An 18,772-nucleotide genomic window follows, 5' to 3' on the forward strand; every position below is an offset into this window, starting at 1 on the left:
TTTACCTTATTTCTTCAAATTGAATGAGTCAATTACATTATTATCTGAGTCTACAGATTTATAAATCAACTGATTATCGTCGATTTCAATATACTGATAAAACTGCCCTTCCATTTTTCTAAGCTCTGCATAAGGCTCATTTATAAAATCTTCAGTTTTTGAAGGGATACCAATCGAGATAATGTATGCTGTTCCATCGTTGTATGATGCAACCACATCTCCGTTCTTCAAAGGTTTTGAGCGCATATAATAGTGGATATGGCCTCCAAAAACCATATCAACGTGGTATTTATCAAATACCGGCACCCATTCTTTTTGAATATCCAAATAAGGTTCTTCCCAATTGTAGGGTGGAAAGTGAAATACTGCAAACTTCCAGATTGCATCTGAATTTTTTAATTGATTCTCTATCCACGTCGTTTGCTTTTCAACTGGTGAAGTGGCATCAATCATTAAAAACAAAGAATTCTTATAGGTAAATGCATAGGTTTGTTCCTGGTTAACATCATCAGGTCCGTTGCCAGGATAACTAAACATATCACGATACATTTTTGCACCAAGTCCGAGACGGTTATCATGATTTCCCGGCACATTCATAAAAGGGCGCTGACTAATAATGTCTTCGGAATATGCGAACAGTTCATCCCACTGATCGCGATGCAGGCCATCGCTTACCAAATCTCCGGCAATTGTATAAAACGCGGCATCCGGGTGATTTCTGAACGCAACATTGGCCACCTTACCCCATTCAGGTGAATAATGAGTATCGCCAAACCAGATGAATGAGAATGAATCATTTTCTTCTTCGGTTGTGAATTTATATTTTTCGTTCCATTCATTCTCTGGGCTTATCTGATATTCGTATCTTTTTCCTGGTTTTAAACCCCGGAGTTGAGCCGTAAAACGATTACAAAAGCGATCGTTCATCAACCTTAAATCTTCCATCGTATACCTCTCTGCATTAACCGAAAACATTTCACTGCTGCCCTCTTCCCAATAAACAACACTGCCATTGTTAACTGTTGTATCTGTACGCCACTGAATATCAATACCCGTTGCGGGATTGGAACTCCAGGTTAGCATTACCTGATCGGGAATAGCGGATGAAGGATAAATTGTTTTCCGAAACGCGCCAACCAAATGTGTTTCGACACCTCTTCCCCGAATCGTTGTTAAAAGTTTTTGTCCTTGCAACGCTGCAGGTACATCTTCCAATACCAGTTCATCCCAGTCGTGATAGGTAAACGCTCCGTTATCCATTGTTCCCACATATTGATTTTCGGGGAAAAAATTGCTCAAAACCAATTTATCGTCTCTATTTTGCGGACCAACAGAAACAAAATAGTGCAAGCCATAATTCCCGAAACCATTTATACCCAGCCCAACTCTCCCTGAATCAAATTCTTTTTGCCATACTTCGTAGGTGGTCATTTCATTTTTCAGGGTCATTCCGGTTTTTGTAAATCCACCATTTTCCAGCCAAAACGGAATATCTTTTTGTTTTATACTTCGAATTACAGAAACAACAACAGGTACACTTACATCAAACATCCAGTGCTTAGACGACAGAGTTTGCTTTTCTTCTTCTGAAAAAAGCGCAAACGCCTGTTCATTTGTCAACGCTGCCAGTTCTTCCTCATTACGGGTTTGATACAGAACTGTAATAGCCTTATCTATCACACCTTCTACAGATAAATGCTTTTCCTGCTCTTTTGTCTCACACGCTGAGAGAACATAAATTAAAAAGGCTAATCCAAAACTCAAATTCATCAATCGTCGCATACTCATCCTTCTTTCCTTAATTTTTTATTTTATGTATTTTAAAAAATTTCGGGTCTTTGTTCACCTTTGTATGGTTTAGCCCCTTTTTGTATTTCTCTGTTTCTTTTTACCGAGATAAATTCAGAATCGGTAGCAGTTGGAGCCTCAATAAAACCGTGATAGCGTCCCATCCAGTAATCGCGAAGAAAACCAACCGGTTCCATCACCCGTCTGCCGTTAGAACCTCCATCTAAATCTATCGGGCTCCGGCTGGCACGTGTAACACTCATTTCCCGCGGAGAAATTCTTTTTCTTCCTCCTTCATAGGAAATATAACCAGGCTCAATAAACAGATCGTCGCGATGTGAGTTTTGGTAACTGTATTCTGTACAATCCAGTACCCATTCCCTAAGATGTTTTATCATTTTCGCTTCATCGCAGTCGTTACCGGTAATTGCACCGTATACAAAATTAAACCACGGGATTTGCTCCATCCGTTTTACTTCCCAGGTTCGTTCCAGGCTCCTCAAATACATATTCCGAAGACGGGGATCTTCGGCGTAGCGCAGCAGTGTATAATAGCTGCGGAATGCATGATTATCATCCCAAGTTGCGATATTTTCCGGTGGAAACACATTTTTTTGGCGAAGCGTATTTTCCGGATATCCCCAATCCACCAACTGCTGATAACCTTTTTTGAATTTTTCATCGCCGGTCAATGCCCAGGCTGTTTTGGTAAAAGCGAGTGCTTCCAAACCATTAATTCCCCGATCGACATAACCATAAGGACGCAGCAAATACTCAGGATTCCAGCGTCCCCACCGGGTTGGTTTTCCATCCATGTCGTTTAAAACCCAACCACAATCGATGATATACGAGGCAATTCGTTTTAAATGTTCCTTTGCTATGTCTTTTTCTTTGCCTTTGGCAGCCAGTTCGTAAAAAATAGAAACAGAATAGAAGTGAGCAATGACTTCGTCGCTTGACGTATCTCCCTTCCAAATCCATTTCCCGTCAGAAGTTTTGTACCATTTGGCAGGCAAACCACCGGAGCCGTGTTTCGACATTTCGTCCTTGTCGCCGCCGGGAGAATAGATGGCCCGTGCAAAAAATCCCTCCACAGGGCTAATTTGTTCCAGCCAAATCATCGCTTTAAAAGCATCAACAGCTTGTTTTCTGTCCTCTTCGTCGCCGGTTACCGCATATTTATAACTCATTGCCGCCAGATAGGGTGATGTGTGTCCTCCGTCGTTGTCGCTGATTTCACGTACCCATTCGCCCTCTTTTTGATACAAAGTATGAATAAATCCAAGTCTTTTATGCCCCCACTCTTCCAAATGAAGTTCATAATAATCCGCTTTTTTTTGCAAGGTAAAAGGCTCGTATTTTATAATTCCCAAGCCTCCGTCGGTGGCAATATAAACCACGCTGTCACCGGCGGCAATATCGTTTACATTGTTATCAGGAAGCCACAGTCCGGCTCCAAAATAGTGCCACTCGTTTTCCAACATTCTAACGGCGCCCTGTTGGGTTCCTATCCAAATGTCGCCATCAAAACCTTTTGTCAGACAGCTTGTGTTTTCTACCGGCAGTCCGTCTTCTCCTTTTAATGTCGTTAAAGTTGCTCCCCGCAATACAGCCAGTCCGCGGTCGGTGTTTATAAATAACCTACTGCCCAGCGAGAGCATTTCACCCGTATTTTTTGAAGGCAACGAACCCCAGTCAATAAAATCTTCGTTAACAATCAAACCGTCAAACAATACTATTTGGCCGGGGCGCAAAACGTACAATGTTCCGCTGTAAGATTCAATTTCAGTAATGGGACCCAATTCTACCGGATCCGCGTGAAGCTGGGTACCATCTTCCATAACCATGGTCATGCTACTGGAATAATATCCATGTTCAGGCTTTGTACTTTTAAATTTCTTTCCGTCAAAACGGTAAATTTCATTTTTTGTAGCGGCATGCACTGCTTCGTTGTGCGTGCAAATATCAACATATTCTTTATCGTCTATTTTTTGCCAACTGCTTTCTTTCCGTAAATAGATTCCGTCAGAAGTAAGTGCCCAAAGGGAATTATTTTCGTTCTGTATTTTTTGAATTCCGGAAGGAGCTGAAGGTTCAGGCGACAAATTACCATTATGTAACACCTGTAATTTTCCGTCTAACACCACATAACATGTTCCGTTTAATTCAGCAACACTTTGAAGCGGTTTTTTTGTGCTAATCTTTTCAGCAACTTCCTGAAGATAAACCTCATCTTGTTGCGGTTTCCAAATATGTTGCTTTCTCCCGTACATTTGCTGTCCGGAAAGTATTTCTGAAAAAAGAATAAAACATGCGCAAATTAAAACTGCAATTCTGTCTCTGAACCTCATATTTCACTTTTCTTGTTTATTATTTTGTTATTTCCAGTTCCTCGAAAGCCTGAACTTCCGGAAATGTTTGGTGCGGTTCTGATTGATACCAATATGCTACTGACGACAATTCATCTTCCAGTTGTTTATAACGTCCTTCACTTTTCCAGCCCAAACTCTGAATCGTAATTCTGATATCTTCTTTAAAACGAACCGGGTCCATCACATGCCAGCGATACTGTCCAATCATACTTCGGTATTTGGGTCTTTTCCTTAAATCCCTGAAATAGTGAAATCCGGTGTAGGGCCCGCTAAACGGCGTATAAACTTCATAATCGTATTCATTTCTGCGATCGTTGTATCCGTACGAACCACAGAAATAATCTTCTTCGCCGGTTCCGCATATTGTTGGAAATTCGCTATCGCCATCGATAAAAAATTTCACTTCGCCCTCACCAAACCATCCTGAATTAAATGCGCCACGAGCCAGATACATCCCAACAAACTGGCCGGCTCCCTTTATGTCATCAAGAATAGTAAAAACTTCGCCCTCCGGCAAAGCATCCACATGGCGAAACTGGGCGTGAAAATACGCTGCATCTTCGGGAACATCCGTTAATGAATAATCAATCTGGTAATACAAACGCAAACCTTTTTGGTCAGTATTTTCCATGGTGATTTTGCATTTATTTCGAAAAGGCATTTGCCAGTAAGAATTAAAGCCGCTTCTGGGATTCACACAAATCGCAAAAGAGTTGATCTGTGGTTCGTAGCCCGAACCCCAGCCGGAGGCAAAGAAATCGCCAACCGGAACTTCCACTGAGGGTGTTTCCTCGCCATCCCAGTAAAACCGGATAACATTTCCGCGGTAATCGCCGGCCGGTGTCATCCAAATATGCTGAATTACACCTTCTCCTTCTATTTCAGCCAAAACAAAAGTTTCACCCGGTTCGATTAAAACGTAGGGATTAACTTTCCAGCCCTGTCCTAACTCGCGGGCTGCCCGGGCAGCACTTCCTTCTTCCAATGTTGCCATTCCTCCTTTTCCTTTTTCGCCGGTAAAATTCTCCGGGCTTATCGATCGGGACTCGGCATTGGAGAGACGATACAGGTTGCCCATATTCAAATCCATTCCATTAAAATTACCCGCTTTTTGAGCTGACGCAAAAACTGCAATAAGCAGCACAACAATAATTAAAGTAGCTTTTGTTTTCATTTTTTAGTTTTTTGGATTAGTTAGTATTTTACGTTTATAAAACTCATATTAATCACATTGTCGACGACCGAAAGTTCTCCCGATTTTTGAATGGTTACATTTTCCAGTTTTACGTTTTGAATGGGCATCTCCGGTAAACCGATCATACTTATGGCTTTTTCCTGAGCTATGTTACATTTCAAATTCCGAATCAGAATATTTTCAAATGCGGTGGGATTGTTTCCGCCACTGTAACTATGATACTGGTTGGTAAAACTGATACAGGTTTCAGCGGTGTCTATTTGAATATTATCAAGAATAACATTCTTCAGGTAGCCCCCTCGATCTTTATTTGACTTAAATTGAACACCATAACTTCGAACCTTTTTGAAAGTAAGATTTTGGCAAATTACATTTTCAATTCCGCCGGAAAGTTCACTCCCAAAGGAAATACCGTGCAAACAGTTTTCCGAAACACAGTTCCGGATTAAAATATTTTTACTGGGTTTATTCACTCGCCACCCGTCCTGATCGCGACCCGACTTTATTGCAACAAAATCGTCGCCGGTATTAAAATTACAGTTTTCGATGAGCACGTTCGTATCCGAATCAATATCAACACCATCGTTATTTATAAAGCGACTGTCAACTTTTACACCCCTAACTGTAATGTTATCGCAATAAGTTGGCTGAATGAGCCAAAATGCCCCGTTTTTAATTGTAATATCTTCGAGCAAAATATTTTTACAATTCAAAAGATGGATCAATTGCGGTCGCAGAAAATGGCCTTTGCCAAAAACCCGCTCATTAACCGGAACGCCATTTTTCCCCATTTCACGCAGTTTGTTCTGGTCTTTTTTCTGCAGTGGCCGCCATTCTCTGAAACTTTCTTCAGCAGAGCCATTTCCGTCAATAATTCCCTTGCCGGTTATGGCAATATTTTCAACATCGCTAGCATAAATAAAAGGTGAATAATTCCAGGCTTCTGTTCCTTCCCAACGAACCAAAACAACTGGCAAATAGTCTTCCGGCTTCTGGCTGAAAACAAGTTTTGTATTCTTTTCCAGATGAAGATTTACATTGTCTTTCAGAATAAGCGGACCTTCACAAAAATACTCTCCGGATGCCAAAACCACTTTGCCACCTCCGGCTTTGGAACATTCGTCTATTTTCTTGTTAATTACATCCGCAACATTTTCTTTTACAGTTTCTGAACTTATTTTAAAGATTCTGTCAGGGAAATCAGGTTCACTTATCTTTTCCAGAATTACAGAAGCATCAACTTTCCAATCCTGTTGTTGTGATTTTGCGCTAACTGTCGCCAAACAAAGAAATACAATTCCTGTAAAAACTTTTATGTTCATCGGTTTATTTTTTTATTTAGAAAACACATAAAATTAATCATTACTGTCCGATAAAAATTAAAATTTTAGGCTAAAGCCGCTGTATTATTCATTTTTAATTCACCATTATTATCAACGTTCAATTTTAATAGCATACTGCTAAAATTAATGTTTAAACCGAAGAAAAACTGTCCTCTACAGAACCAGCATTTAAGAACTCTTTTTAGTTTGAATACTCTTGCTAAAACCCTCTCATTTCCCAATAGTTTATTAATAGATTTTAGAAAAGACGTACCGCAAATTTTCTTATTGGTACGTCTTTGTGTTTAACCAAACCAGAAAAACACAGTTGTAACTAAAAACTATTTTTGAACAGGTTCTCCAATAACGCCTAAATAACGCCCAATCCAATAGGGAAGCAACCAAATATCTCCGGCGCTGTATTCCGAACGGCCATCACTGCCACCATCCAAATCAAAACGATTGGCGTTATGCCGTGAAATTCGCAGTTCATCAGGCGGAAGAACCTCTTTTATTGTTTGTTCTCTAAAATTTTCAGGAATAAGTTCAATGTCCTTTCTGTGGCTGTTTTTTACTGTCCAGTTCACCAAATCGAGCGGGTATTCCTGCAAATACCAGATTGCTTCTTCAAGATCATAATCATTATCACCAACAATTGCAGTCATAATGTTCCATAAGCCTTCCTTTTCTGGCCGCTCTGCTTCCCAATGATCAACAATTGCTTCTTTGTATTTTGCTTTTAATTCATCGTTAAACGCATAACGGTACAAGCCCCAGTATCCGCAGTAATACATTTCATCGTCGGAGTGATTCCAGCTTTCGGACAACATTCTGCTCCAATCGTCAGCAGTTTCAGGAGCCCGGCCAATTTCACTCATGGGGCGCATGAGATTTTCCAAATAACCATGTTTCTCCATCAAACCGAACGCTGTCTTTTTGTATTTTTCTTTTCCTGTAAAATGATAAGCTGTCTGAAGCATGCCGATGTAATTTGATGAATTAATTTTGCGGTCACCCACCATAATCGGGCGCGCGTTAACATATTCCGGATTCCAGCGCCCCCAGGTTGTGGGCTCACCGTTCCAGTCAACCAAATAATGGTCATTTTTTATTGTTGTTGCCATTAAGGTGTCAATCAACAAAATGGCTTTACTTTTCAATTGGGCATCATCAACCAATTCAGCGATTGCACTAAACGCAAAAATGTGACCGATGGCTTCGTCACTGCTGGTTGTGGATTTCCAATCCCATTCGGGGTCTTCGGTTCTTCGCCACTTTTTATCGTGATATTTATAGCCGCGGCGTTCAAATGAACGTGATGGGAAACCCGGAATTTCGTTGATTGTATATAAACGTTCCATCGCATCGAGTGACTCCCGGATATTTTGTAAGGCATCTTCCGATTTTGTTACTACGTAGCGAAAAACCTCTCCTGCCAGATACATCGAGGTCCACAAACCATCGTTATCCGAAGTTTCCATACTTCCGCTTGTTACATCACCCTCAGTCATGCCTGAAACAGTAGCATTAAAACCGTTACGTATATGACGTTCACGAACCTGCTTTTCAAAAAACATGGCTTTGTCGAACAATGTCATTTCTTTTCTGCAAATTTTTGCCAAACCGGCATCGGTTAAAATCAAAACTGAATTTTCGGGGCCTTTTGAAATATCAATCACATTATCAGAAGGGAGCCATCTTTTGGAGGCGTAATAGCTGAATTTATCGTTTTTTTCAAGTTTAAAAGCCCCTTGTGTTGAGCCAAACCAGGTTTCGCCATCCACCGATTTTATTGTTGTAATTTCAGGCCACGGTAAGTTTTTTTCAATCTGACTAATGTGCTTTTTCGATTTAGCATCAAATTCAAAAAAACCGTCAGACGTTCCGGCCAAAACTTTTTTACCTGCTACTTCAATACAGGTTAATTTATCATTTTGAAGAACAAGTTCCAGTTTATTATTTTTGGGTGAAAATGAATAAATTTCTCCGGCACTCAATATAAAAAAATGGTCATTTTCCGAGTCATATTTTATATCCTGAATTTCGTTATTTAAACTTCCTTCCCATAGTGTTTCCGAATCTTTTAACAAGTTCAGTTCCATTTCGTCGGCTATCAGAAATGTAAAATCCTGACCTGCTGAAAATAATTTTGCATTGGGTAAATCATGCCGGGAATATAAATTCCCTGCCCACGCATTACTCAAAACTGCTTTATCATCAATGTATATTATTTGATTTTTATAAATATCTGCGTCTGTAATTCCTTTGTCTGATGTTGGGCGATATTGCACATCATTTACCAATTCTCCGGGAAACAAAAACTGCCCGGCTTTTGGACGCAACAATCCGTGAGAGGAAAGTACCTGTATATACCCGTTACGATCGGAAACCACACTGTTTAGTGTTACGCGCTCATTTGTAAAATTATATTTTATGCTATACTCCTGAACAAAAGGTTTATCAGCAATGTAAATATTTGAACGTTGTCCAAAACAGAACGTTGTGCCCAATACAGCAACCAACAGCAGTGTAAATATTGTTTTCAATTTTATATTCATTTCAATAATTTTAATTTCTCTTTTCTTAAAAATCTATTCTGTTTACCTTACTTGTCATAATTTAGAGTGTTAATTTTTATCTTCTTTACATTAAGTTCAAACAAGTTGCAAGTGATTTAAACATAAATTTCAATCTGCTTTTCTTATTCCAAAAGGCTGTGTTCCGGTGACAGACTCCGGGCCAAAAATCTCAGCACGCACATAACCCGATAGTTCCGGAATTTCAGAGAGACTTAATCTTCCACCTCGCCCTACTATATTACTTCCTGAAATCCAACGAATTGAGTCCTGTCCGGAAGACACAATCTCAATTGTTGCTTTTTTTGAATTCACTTCAATCGATTTAATATCCGGCACTTCAGTACCATTGTGCCCATTAACCGCATAAACATAGAAAAAACGTCCTTCAAGCATTCCTATCCGAATCCACTCTTCGTTTAATTCCGGCAAAATAAATACGTTCCAATTACGTCCCAACCTTTCCATTCCTGCATGGAAATCGTCGTTTGAGTAACCCCAAACATTCCTCCCGGGCATCGTTTTTTTCAAAACTTTGTCCCAAAGTTCACGGTCATGCGGATACCGATCTCCTTGATTATAGACTTCCATTCCTGTAAGAAAATCATAACTGTTAAATATGTCAACATACCAGCTAACATTATATTTTTCAGGATTTCGGGCTGTGTAGCGCCCCGGATGATTTAATAGTGCAAGCCCGTTCTTTTTGCCAATTTCTCCCAACGCAATATTTTCATCTCCGGGCTGCTGCTGATAATCAGAAAAATAACTCCCAGTATGATGGGGAGCCGATACTTCGTTTCCCTGAATAGCAAATATTTCCATTTCCGCAGGATTGCGGTTTTCGAAAACCAGTTCATCTGATGTTATGTCTCCCCGCTCAAGTCGTTCATGAGCGGATTCGCCGGGCAACATTTCAGAAAAGTTTGTCCAGGGATAGGTAACTTCATTGTGATCTGTAATCGCCAGTATTTTATACCCCAAACTGTGATAACTGTCCACCACTTTCTGGGGACTCATTCTTCCATCGCTCCGTGTGGTGTGGGTATGCAAATTGGCCTTATATTTACTGTGGTTTTCCCAATCCACATTTTCGTACGGATTATTAATTTCCCATTTTGATGAACATCCCGAAAAAATAAATCCGGATGTTATTATCATTATTAAAACCTGAAATAAGCTTTTCATAATACAAATTTTCTTGGTTTTTTATTTTTCTTTTTGAATATTAAAAACATCATTTAATTCATCAACAGTCAGTTCCATCACAAATATTTGCATATACCCGCGTTCTTCACCCGTATTTTTATTTGGTTGAAAGATGTTGTATGCCAGCATTTCTCCATTTCCTGAGACCACCAGTTGAGTCCTGTCCTGTTTGTCGTTTGTTAACATTACACTTTTGCCAAAATTATTCCCCGGCTTTGTACATGAAGCGGCAATGTTTCCGTTAACCACCGAAAAAACCCAGTTCCCGGATGGATGCCAGCGCACACAGGAAGCGTCGTTGGAAAAATGACTAAGCTGCAAAGGTTGTTTTCTTTTGTCAGAAGAAAGTTCTGAACCATCGGCGTCGATAACAAATATCTGTTTAACTCCTTCTTTATCGCTGGCCAGATAAGCGACCCTTTTTCCATCTGCAGACCCTCTTACAATACCTGAAACTGATCCGGAGTAAGTTAAACGGCGAATCTGAATACCAGCCGGTGGCTCCGGATACGTGTCTGAATCGCCGGAAAATGCTGATGTTATATCCACATCATCGGGAATATCAGCAACAAAAAGAGAGGTGTCATAATCCAGTCCATTCCCGGCACGTACCTTTCCAATAAACGCACGCATAGTTCCAACTGAATCGACCCACGAATCTCCATATGCTTTTTCAATCTCTCCGGCTTTTGATTTACCTTTTCCGGCAGGTTTGACAATTACTGAAAAATAATGCGTGTAACCCTTTGGAGAATCCTGGTTTTTTTCCATGTAACCAATGGTCCGGTCAATATCAGTTATCAAAAAATCATCGTAAGTAAATCCAATTCGTTTCCCGTTTCGGGAGTATTCATGACGGTGTGTTCCTCCCCGTTGTGCCCCCGGAATGGTAGGCCCTTCTGTTGAAACATTACGCATATCAACTTTTGTTATTGCTCCTTTTCCATCAGTGCTGACTTCCACACCGGTTCGGTTTGGCTTGTCATAATATCCTCTTTTTTTAACTTCTTCAAGCAGAGGACCATGAATAAAAATGGCTTTTTCTTCCGACGGATGCCATGACACTGCTCCAACTCCGGGTGCTGCCTGCTCGCCCGTTATCGATTCAGGTTCATACAAAATAGTTTCTTTCCCTGTTGCAATCTCAATCTTTTCAATGGTTTTACAATTGCCAATATCTTCATTAAAAATGGTGCCCCGGGTGTCGTAACATAAAAAGTTATCATCGGGGGAAAAGTTGTCGTTATTGTCCAGTGCATGGTTTTTATCCGAAAACGATATTTGTTTTTCTTTCATTATTATTTGTAAAACTCTATTTTGATTTTCAGCTATGCATCCGGTAAGCCCTAATCCCGTTAGCCATAAAAATGCTGTTAAACTGTTATATTGTAGTTTTCTTTTCATTTAGCCAGCTGGTTATTTTACCCTGAAAATACGGTTTTCCTTCCAGATTTGGTTAAACATATCAGTAGTTCTAACGGTGAGCGTGTATGTCCCCGGTTCTAAACCACCTGGAAGTTTTCCCTTCCACATATGATGACAGATGCCGGGGTAATCCATCGCATAGCCAAACACTTCATCAAGCGGCTGATTATCCACTATAATTTTCAGAAAGCTGCTTTTTTTATACATTTCAAAACATGCCGGATCAACAGTTTGGACGGTATCCATTCGAATCCAGCTTTTATCATGGTTGACTGACATTTCGACTATTGAACGGTCTGAACCGGCAAAAACATTTACCAAAACCTTTGTCGTATCCAATGCGTCTTTTTCTATCTCTTCCGGAATATAAATATTCATCTGATAATCGGCAGGGCGTCGCGCTGCTTTAAAGCGAACGCTATATTTATTTCCATCGAAAGTAATAATGGAATACCCATTTGGAGCTCCGTCGTTCATAGTAGCATGCGGAATACCCCGTTCATCTTTTAAACCACACCACCAGCTTCCACAAACAGTTGCATTAATAAGATGATGATGCGTTGCTTTCCCCTGCCACCCCATTTCACTATCTACAAAAACATTAATTTGCTCATGCACATGACCGGAAATCGAAAATGTATGCTCCCTGTTTTGAATTAGCTGATACATTTCCTCCTGGTTATCACAGGCAATAATTGGTGCGTGCATCATTAACACAACTAGTTTATCTTTGGGAACAAATTGCAGGTAATTTTTTATAAAAGTAAGTTGCTTTCTGGTGAAGTGAGGATAATATTTCCCCTTTTTGTCAAAATAAATATTGTTTATTGAAATAAAGGCAACCTGTCCGTATTCAAAAGCGTAGGTGCTTGGGCCAAAAAAATGTTCAAACGTGTTGTCTCTTTCCCTGTTGGTTTTTGCATTACGATCGTTGTCATGATTTCCGAAAACATTGTACCAGGGGATTCCTATTTGCGCTATTCCCTGACTGACATCATCCATCAGCCCAGGGTCGTCTGCGACAATATCTCCCAAAGAAACTCCAAAACTTGCGTCATTTGTTCCAATCAACTCTTCCACAATATCATGAAATACATAATTAACTTCCTTCATTCCCCGCGCCTGCGGATCTCCAAAAAACAAGGCAGAAAAGGTTTCACTTTCTTCTTGCTGAACCAATGGAAAATCGATTGTTTTGACATCCTTCCTGTTTAATTCGTTATCAACCTTGAAATAGTATTCGGGCGAATTGAAAGAATTTAAAGGAACCTGATATCCGGAAGGTTTTATAATAAAAACTGTAGCGCTTTCATTGGTCTCCAACTCCCATTCTCCATCTTTGTCTGTTAAAACAACTTCTTCACCATTTGTTACACAGACATTTCTTACACCTTTTTCTCCTTTGTCAAAAACTCCGTTATTATTGGAGTCGATATAAACTTTACCAGTGGTACTACCCGGGGTTGCAAATAAAATTTTTGTTACAAATACAAAGAGCAGGAACAAAAAGCTTTGGAAATGTTGCATCGTATTTTTATTATGGAAAAAGAAGAGTTAAACTTTTACATGTGAAAGGATATAGCAAAATAAAGAAGACAGAGAATTCCCCTGCCCTCTTTATTCCATATTGTTTTCTCTGATAAATTAATTAGTAAGGCTTTCCTGTTCCTTGTATTAACCAGATTTTTGACCATGCGCTATCTTTTCCATCAGTTGCAGTAAAGGAAGTTTCCTCCAAACCGCTTACTGCTGTTTCATAGTTATCTCCATTTCTGGAGATCTCAGCGCTTCCATACTGGAAACGGAGTGGCATTGCTTCGCGAACTCCTTTTTTTCCAATGGTAAGTTCCGGGTAACCTGTTCTTCTCCAATCGCACCATGATTCGTGAGCGACAGTCCAGTTAGCAATCCATTTCTGCGTTATTAGTTGTTCCAGGGAACCATCATAAACAACATCTGGTTCAGTAATGTAGGTATCGTAGTCATCACTCACTTCCCATGTATCAAAAGAAGCCTTGATTCCTTTTTCATACCACTCTTGTTGTGAGCCAACCGACCAGCCTTTTTGCGCTGCCTCTGCAAGGATAAAACAAACTTCTGTATATGAAATGAACCTTGCTTTTAACAAATCGCCTTTTTCGGCTTTGTATTTATCATCAAGCGCCGAATTATGTACATTAGGTCCCCCCTGAATTTTATTTGGATTTAGATTCCATCCGGAACCATCACCTGTAGTAGACGCAATTGGCAATCCAGCATACTGCATCGTATCAATGAGGGTTTTACCCGCTTCCACATCTTCCACCCAGGTTGATGGGTTATATACAACATAGTCACTCGCCACCATAAAATCCGGGTTAAGATAACGAACTCCATCGATGACCTCGTCTTCGTCGACTGCTGTTGAAACTTTAATTGGCACAGCTACTTCGTTAAACCAAACTGCAATCCGAGGATCATCGTTTTTTACCAGAACATCTCTGAAACCGGCACATAACTGTATTCTGTCAAAAGAACTTTCGGAAAGATCGAAAGTGGTATTCGCCGGCCAGGAATCATCATTCGACGAACCAACAAATTCCATTGTCGCATCATCATCAATTGACGTAAATATAGGGTATTGACCCGGGTTTGAAACGATTTCCTCAATGCCTGCTTTTGCAAAATCGGGTAATTTTTCAGATACTCTCATATAATATCTCAGCATCAGCGAATTGGCAAATTTTCTCCATTTCGATGGGTCTCCGCTATATAACACATCGGCATCGGCGTTAATTCCGGAATATTCTCCTGATGATTTGGATAACAATGTGTTTGCTTCTTTTAGCTCATCGATAATTCCTTTATAAATTGTCTCCTGCGAATCGAAAATTGGGAAAAGATCTTCCTGATCACCTTCATTACCATTCAGGGCATTGGAGTATGGAGCATCTCCCCATGAATCCGAAATATAAGCAAAATTAAATGCTCGAATCACAATGGCAACTCCCTGTTGGAATTCCATCCCTTCCTCATTTGAACGTTCGTACAAGTGTTTCGCTGTTCTCAGATTTCCATATTGAGTCGTCCAGTCACGAGCGCCGTCCCAGTCAAATTTGTTTGTCTCTCCACTCCAGCCACTTTGCTGAATATATTGCATAACGCCTGCAGAGCCTCCCTTGTAACCTTCGTCCAAATAATATTTTGCAGTTGACGTAATAATTGTCGGAACCATAAGGTTCGGATTTACAACAGCAGGATCTACACCGTTGGGATTTACATTTAAGTCAGTCAACTGTTCACTGCACGAGACAAAGAACACAATCAACAGTGCAAAAACTAGTTTGTATATTGCTTTTATTAATTTCATGATTTAAAATTTATCGTTTTAGAAACTTACATTTAATTTGATACCCACAGGAATTGTCCACGGCCTAACGTTATACCGCTCAATTCCCTGTTTGAACTGAATACCACTTCCCTGGTTGCTTGATTCTGCCTGAAATGCAGTTTCAGGATCGATTCCAATACCAGCTTTTGTCCATAATAAAATGTTACGGCTGTATACTGAAATTGACGCATTGTTAATACCAATTGATTTCAACGGCGGCAGCTGATAAGAAAGTGATATTTCACGTAACTTAATAAAATCAGCATCAAACATTGCATTTCTTGTGTAGCCCCAGCCATAGAAATCCTGATAACGGATAGTTGGTGTTCCGTCGCCACCAAGATGTTCTTTAACCATTACAAATTTTCCATTTTCGTCGTAGTATCCCTCAACACCTGGCATAAAAACACCGTCGTTTAATGTAATCCCATCTTCGGTATGCGGCAAACCTCCGTATTCTGCGGTCGGGCCACCTACAACAACAAAAAATTCACCATCAGGAGACAAATATTCATCTGCATGATCTATAAGGTACTCCGCCATTTCAGCACCACTCATACCGTTCAATTTTAATGTGCGATCGATCCAACGTTTTGTATGTAAATCTGATTCGCCATATCGAAAGGTTTGAGAAACAAACTGTCCCCCCACTCTCCAATCCAGACTTGCGCTCAATGTCCAGTTTTTATAAGTTAATGATGTTTGCATTCCTACCATAAAATCAGGATTAAAATTTCCGATTACAGCAGTATTATCTCCGGGTTCCATATAGTTTTCCCAGTTATCAGCATCATCCCATCCTTCATCATCAATAATTGGCCAGCCATAATAAGGAGAACTTTCGTCTTCAACGCGGACTAAAATATCATCTACAATCTGACCTATCTCGTCACCAACCCTGGTAACTGCACCACCTTTTGCATCAGTCCAAAGTACAATGTAATCAAATCCATCTGCCAACTCTTCAACCCTTGTTCTGTTTTTTGAAAAAACAAAATTAACATCCCAGTTAAGATCTTTTGTGCGAACAGGTGTTCCTCCAAGTGAGAATTCGATACCCTTGCTTGAAATCAAACCGGCATTGATTTGTTTTCCTGTATACCCCGATGAAGGAGGCAGGCCAATATTCAAAATTTGGTTTTCATTTTCAGCTTCGTAATAGGTTCCCTCAAAACGTATACGGTTGTCAAAAAATGCGAGATCCGCACCTATTTCCCACGAGGTTTGTATCTCCGGTTTTAAATCTGGTAACAACAGCGTTCCCGATGTCGATAATTCAATTTGATTTCCCCATAAACCGGAATTTACCATAGTAGCCATCAGTTTATAAGGGTCGGTATCGTTACCTACCATAGCCCAGCCGCCACGAAGTTTTGCGAGGGATACATTACTTCCCATCTCAAACATATTATTTAACAACATACTTAGTGACGCTGATGGATAGAAATAAGAACGATTTTCTTCAGGTAGAGTGCTCGACCAGTCGTTACGGGCGGTCAAATCGAGATATACGGCATCTTTATATCCAATGGATGCCAAACCATATAAACTATAGATAGCTTTTTCACTCATACCGGAAGTATATCTCAAATTATCCGGAGCAATGTTACCTATATTGTATACACCGGGAACAATTAAACCCGATCCTCTGTCTTTGGTTGCAGTCAAATTATTCTCCGCGAACTGATACATATAATTTCCACCGGCAGAAGCATTAAAACTCCAGGCATCCATTGTCTTTTTGTAAGCCAATAGGAAATCTGCATTTTGTTCTCTTCTGTACAAATTCTCCAGACCGTAAACGCCATTAGCATCACCGGTGTAACTTGGTGCTATTTTGGTTTCCCTTTTTTCATGAAATTGATCATGGGTATAACGAGCCATTAACGACCATTCCTTTGTAATATCATAATCTACCCGCGCATTTCCAAAAACCCTGTCTCTTTGGAAACTATTATTTACTTCATTTGCGATAAAATATGGGTTATTAATCATATCTCCTTTCCCATAAGTTCCGTCAGAGTTAACTTCCAAATTATAAGGAGCATTTTGCTGAATCCCCTCTTTTCCCGGCTCCCAATAATTTTTCAGGTCATTTATATCAATGCTTGAATTTATATCGTATAATGCCTGAAGCGGATTGGTTCCTCGGTTTCCTGTCGAAGGGCGATTATCGGCACCATTTGATACAAAATTAATACTTGAACTTACAGACAAATTATCCAGTAATTTAATTGTTGAATTTAAACCAATTGAATTCTTGTGCAGATCGCTGTTAGGAATTATTCCCTTGTTCTGCATGTTACTGTATGAAATTCTGTAATCAAGTTTTTCATTTGAATCGTTAATTGAAATGGTATTGGTACTTGTAATTCCTGTTTCAAAAAACTCCTTGTAATTGTCAGGGTGGGAAACCAAAGGAGTTGCTTCCAACTGGCCGTTTTCGTCAAAATAAGGCCATTGATAAGCCATCATTCCGTTATCCAGTTCAGGCCCTACCCAATAAGAGTCGGCAACAGGAACAGCGTAGTAATCCAATCCGTTATTGGGTCGATCATCTTGAGTAAATGGTCGTTGCCCGTTCGCAAACAAAGTGTGTTTTTCTAAATATTTATAAGGATTGTCGATTACAGTATTCGAGGTTATGGTAACTCCCAAACCTTGTGTTTTTTTACCCGATTTAGTAGTAATCAAAACAACACCGTTACCGGCACGTGAACCGTAAAGAGCGGCAGCACTAGGCCCTTTTAATACTGAAATACTTTCAATATCATCCGCATTAATATCCGAAATAGCGTTACCATAATCAGGTTTGTTATCCCGACCAATAGCAGTAACATTATTCAGCGTATTGTTCATCGGAATTCCGTCGACAACAAACAGCGGCTGATTGTCGCTGGTTAGCGATGATGCCCCACGAATTACCATACTAACAGATGAACCAGGGCCGCCGGTTGAATTGATAGTCACGCCGGCAACTTTGCCAGAAAGTGCGTTCAAAACATTTTCCTGGGCAACTTTTTGTAAATTTTCCCCTTCTACCTCGCCAACGGAATATCCTAACGACTTTTTTTCTCTGGAAATTCCTAAAGCCGTTACCACTACTTCGTCAACGCCTATGCTACTGGTTGCCAATGTCACATCTATAACCGATCTGCCATCAATCTGAACCTCTTGTGTTTGCATTCCCACAAAAGAAAAAACCAAGGACGCTTGTCCGTTTGGTACGGAAATAGAGTAGTTTCCGTCGAGATCGGTAATGACTCCGTTACCTGTACCTTTTTCTACAATAGATACACCGGGTAGTAGCTCACCCTCATCGCTTTTTACGGTACCCGTAACATTTACCTGAGCAAATGACGCGACCGCAAAAAGTAAAAACATACCTAAAAAGAATGTTTGTAAAATACTTTTTTTCATAAAACAATAATTTGGTTAAATATTTAATCACGATTTAAAAAATCGTTAGCAACAAAGTTCTGTAACGAGATTTATTTAAACCAGTAGAATTTTAC

At 40.0% G+C, this 18,772-nt stretch carries 10 protein-coding genes; all 10 read right to left on the reverse strand.

Features of this window, described 5'->3' with window-relative positions:
- Positions 1-6 precede the first annotated feature (6 nt).
- Positions 7-1,782, reverse strand: coding sequence for a purple acid phosphatase family protein (locus tag GM418_RS27635; RefSeq protein WP_217447612.1), 1,776 nt, complete (start codon positions 1,780-1,782; stop codon positions 7-9).
- Between the two features lie 38 nt (positions 1,783-1,820).
- Positions 1,821-4,139 carry a hypothetical protein gene (locus GM418_RS27640; protein WP_158871027.1) on the reverse strand — a complete coding sequence of 773 codons (2,319 nt, stop codon included), beginning with the start codon at positions 4,137-4,139 and terminating at the stop codon, positions 1,821-1,823.
- 19 nt (positions 4,140-4,158) lie between these two features.
- A complete protein-coding gene (locus tag GM418_RS27645) occupies positions 4,159-5,334 on the reverse strand; it encodes a glycoside hydrolase family 172 protein (protein ID WP_158871029.1) in 1,176 nt (391 codons plus the stop codon).
- 20 nt (positions 5,335-5,354) lie between these two features.
- The gene (locus GM418_RS27650) at positions 5,355-6,677 is read right to left on the reverse strand and encodes a glycoside hydrolase family 28 protein (protein ID WP_158871031.1); all 1,323 of its coding nucleotides are present in this window, start codon (positions 6,675-6,677) and stop codon (positions 5,355-5,357) included.
- A 341-nt stretch (positions 6,678-7,018) separates the two neighbouring features.
- Positions 7,019-9,235: a ligand-binding sensor domain-containing protein gene (locus GM418_RS27655; protein ID WP_158871033.1), complete on the reverse strand. Its 2,217-nt coding sequence runs from the start codon at positions 9,233-9,235 to the stop codon at positions 7,019-7,021.
- A gap of 129 nt (positions 9,236-9,364) precedes the next feature.
- The gene (locus tag GM418_RS27660; RefSeq protein ID WP_158871035.1) at positions 9,365-10,441 is read right to left on the reverse strand and encodes a PHP domain-containing protein; all 1,077 of its coding nucleotides are present in this window, start codon (positions 10,439-10,441) and stop codon (positions 9,365-9,367) included.
- A gap of 21 nt (positions 10,442-10,462) precedes the next feature.
- A complete protein-coding gene (locus tag GM418_RS27665) occupies positions 10,463-11,866 on the reverse strand; it encodes a DUF3748 domain-containing protein (protein WP_158871037.1) in 1,404 nt (467 codons plus the stop codon).
- 12 nt (positions 11,867-11,878) lie between these two features.
- Positions 11,879-13,414, reverse strand: coding sequence for a calcineurin-like phosphoesterase C-terminal domain-containing protein (locus GM418_RS27670; RefSeq protein ID WP_158871039.1), 1,536 nt, complete (start codon positions 13,412-13,414; stop codon positions 11,879-11,881).
- 121 nt (positions 13,415-13,535) lie between these two features.
- Positions 13,536-15,236, reverse strand: a complete 1,701-nt coding sequence (locus GM418_RS27675; RefSeq protein ID WP_158871041.1) for a SusD/RagB family nutrient-binding outer membrane lipoprotein — start codon at positions 15,234-15,236, stop codon at positions 13,536-13,538.
- An 18-nt stretch (positions 15,237-15,254) separates the two neighbouring features.
- Positions 15,255-18,677, reverse strand: coding sequence for a SusC/RagA family TonB-linked outer membrane protein (locus GM418_RS27680; RefSeq protein ID WP_158871043.1), 3,423 nt, complete (start codon positions 18,675-18,677; stop codon positions 15,255-15,257).
- Between the last annotated feature and the right edge of the window lie 95 nt (positions 18,678-18,772).

It is taken from the genome of Maribellus comscasis (assembly GCF_009762775.1).
GTDB classification, from domain to species: domain Bacteria; phylum Bacteroidota; class Bacteroidia; order Bacteroidales; family Prolixibacteraceae; genus Draconibacterium; species Draconibacterium comscasis.

What these genes read in the sequence shown, in the direction of transcription:
- GM418_RS27655 (WP_158871033.1), bottom strand. Translation starts at nt 9,235, where the DNA reads ATGAATATAAAATTGAAAACAATATTTACACTGCTGTTGGTTGCTGTA.
- GM418_RS27665 (WP_158871037.1), bottom strand. Translation starts at nt 11,866, where the DNA reads ATGAAAAGAAAACTACAATATAACAGTTTAACAGCATTTTTATGGCTA.
- GM418_RS27635 (WP_217447612.1), bottom strand. Translation starts at nt 1,782, where the DNA reads ATGCGACGATTGATGAATTTGAGTTTTGGATTAGCCTTTTTAATTTAT.
- GM418_RS27645 (WP_158871029.1), bottom strand. Translation starts at nt 5,334, where the DNA reads ATGAAAACAAAAGCTACTTTAATTATTGTTGTGCTGCTTATTGCAGTT.
- GM418_RS27650 (WP_158871031.1), bottom strand. Translation starts at nt 6,677, where the DNA reads ATGAACATAAAAGTTTTTACAGGAATTGTATTTCTTTGTTTGGCGACA.
- GM418_RS27675 (WP_158871041.1), bottom strand. Translation starts at nt 15,236, where the DNA reads ATGAAATTAATAAAAGCAATATACAAACTAGTTTTTGCACTGTTGATT.
- GM418_RS27640 (WP_158871027.1), bottom strand. Translation starts at nt 4,139, where the DNA reads ATGAGGTTCAGAGACAGAATTGCAGTTTTAATTTGCGCATGTTTTATT.
- GM418_RS27670 (WP_158871039.1), bottom strand. Translation starts at nt 13,414, where the DNA reads ATGCAACATTTCCAAAGCTTTTTGTTCCTGCTCTTTGTATTTGTAACA.
- GM418_RS27680 (WP_158871043.1), bottom strand. Translation starts at nt 18,677, where the DNA reads ATGAAAAAAAGTATTTTACAAACATTCTTTTTAGGTATGTTTTTACTT.
- GM418_RS27660 (WP_158871035.1), bottom strand. Translation starts at nt 10,441, where the DNA reads ATGAAAAGCTTATTTCAGGTTTTAATAATGATAATAACATCCGGATTT.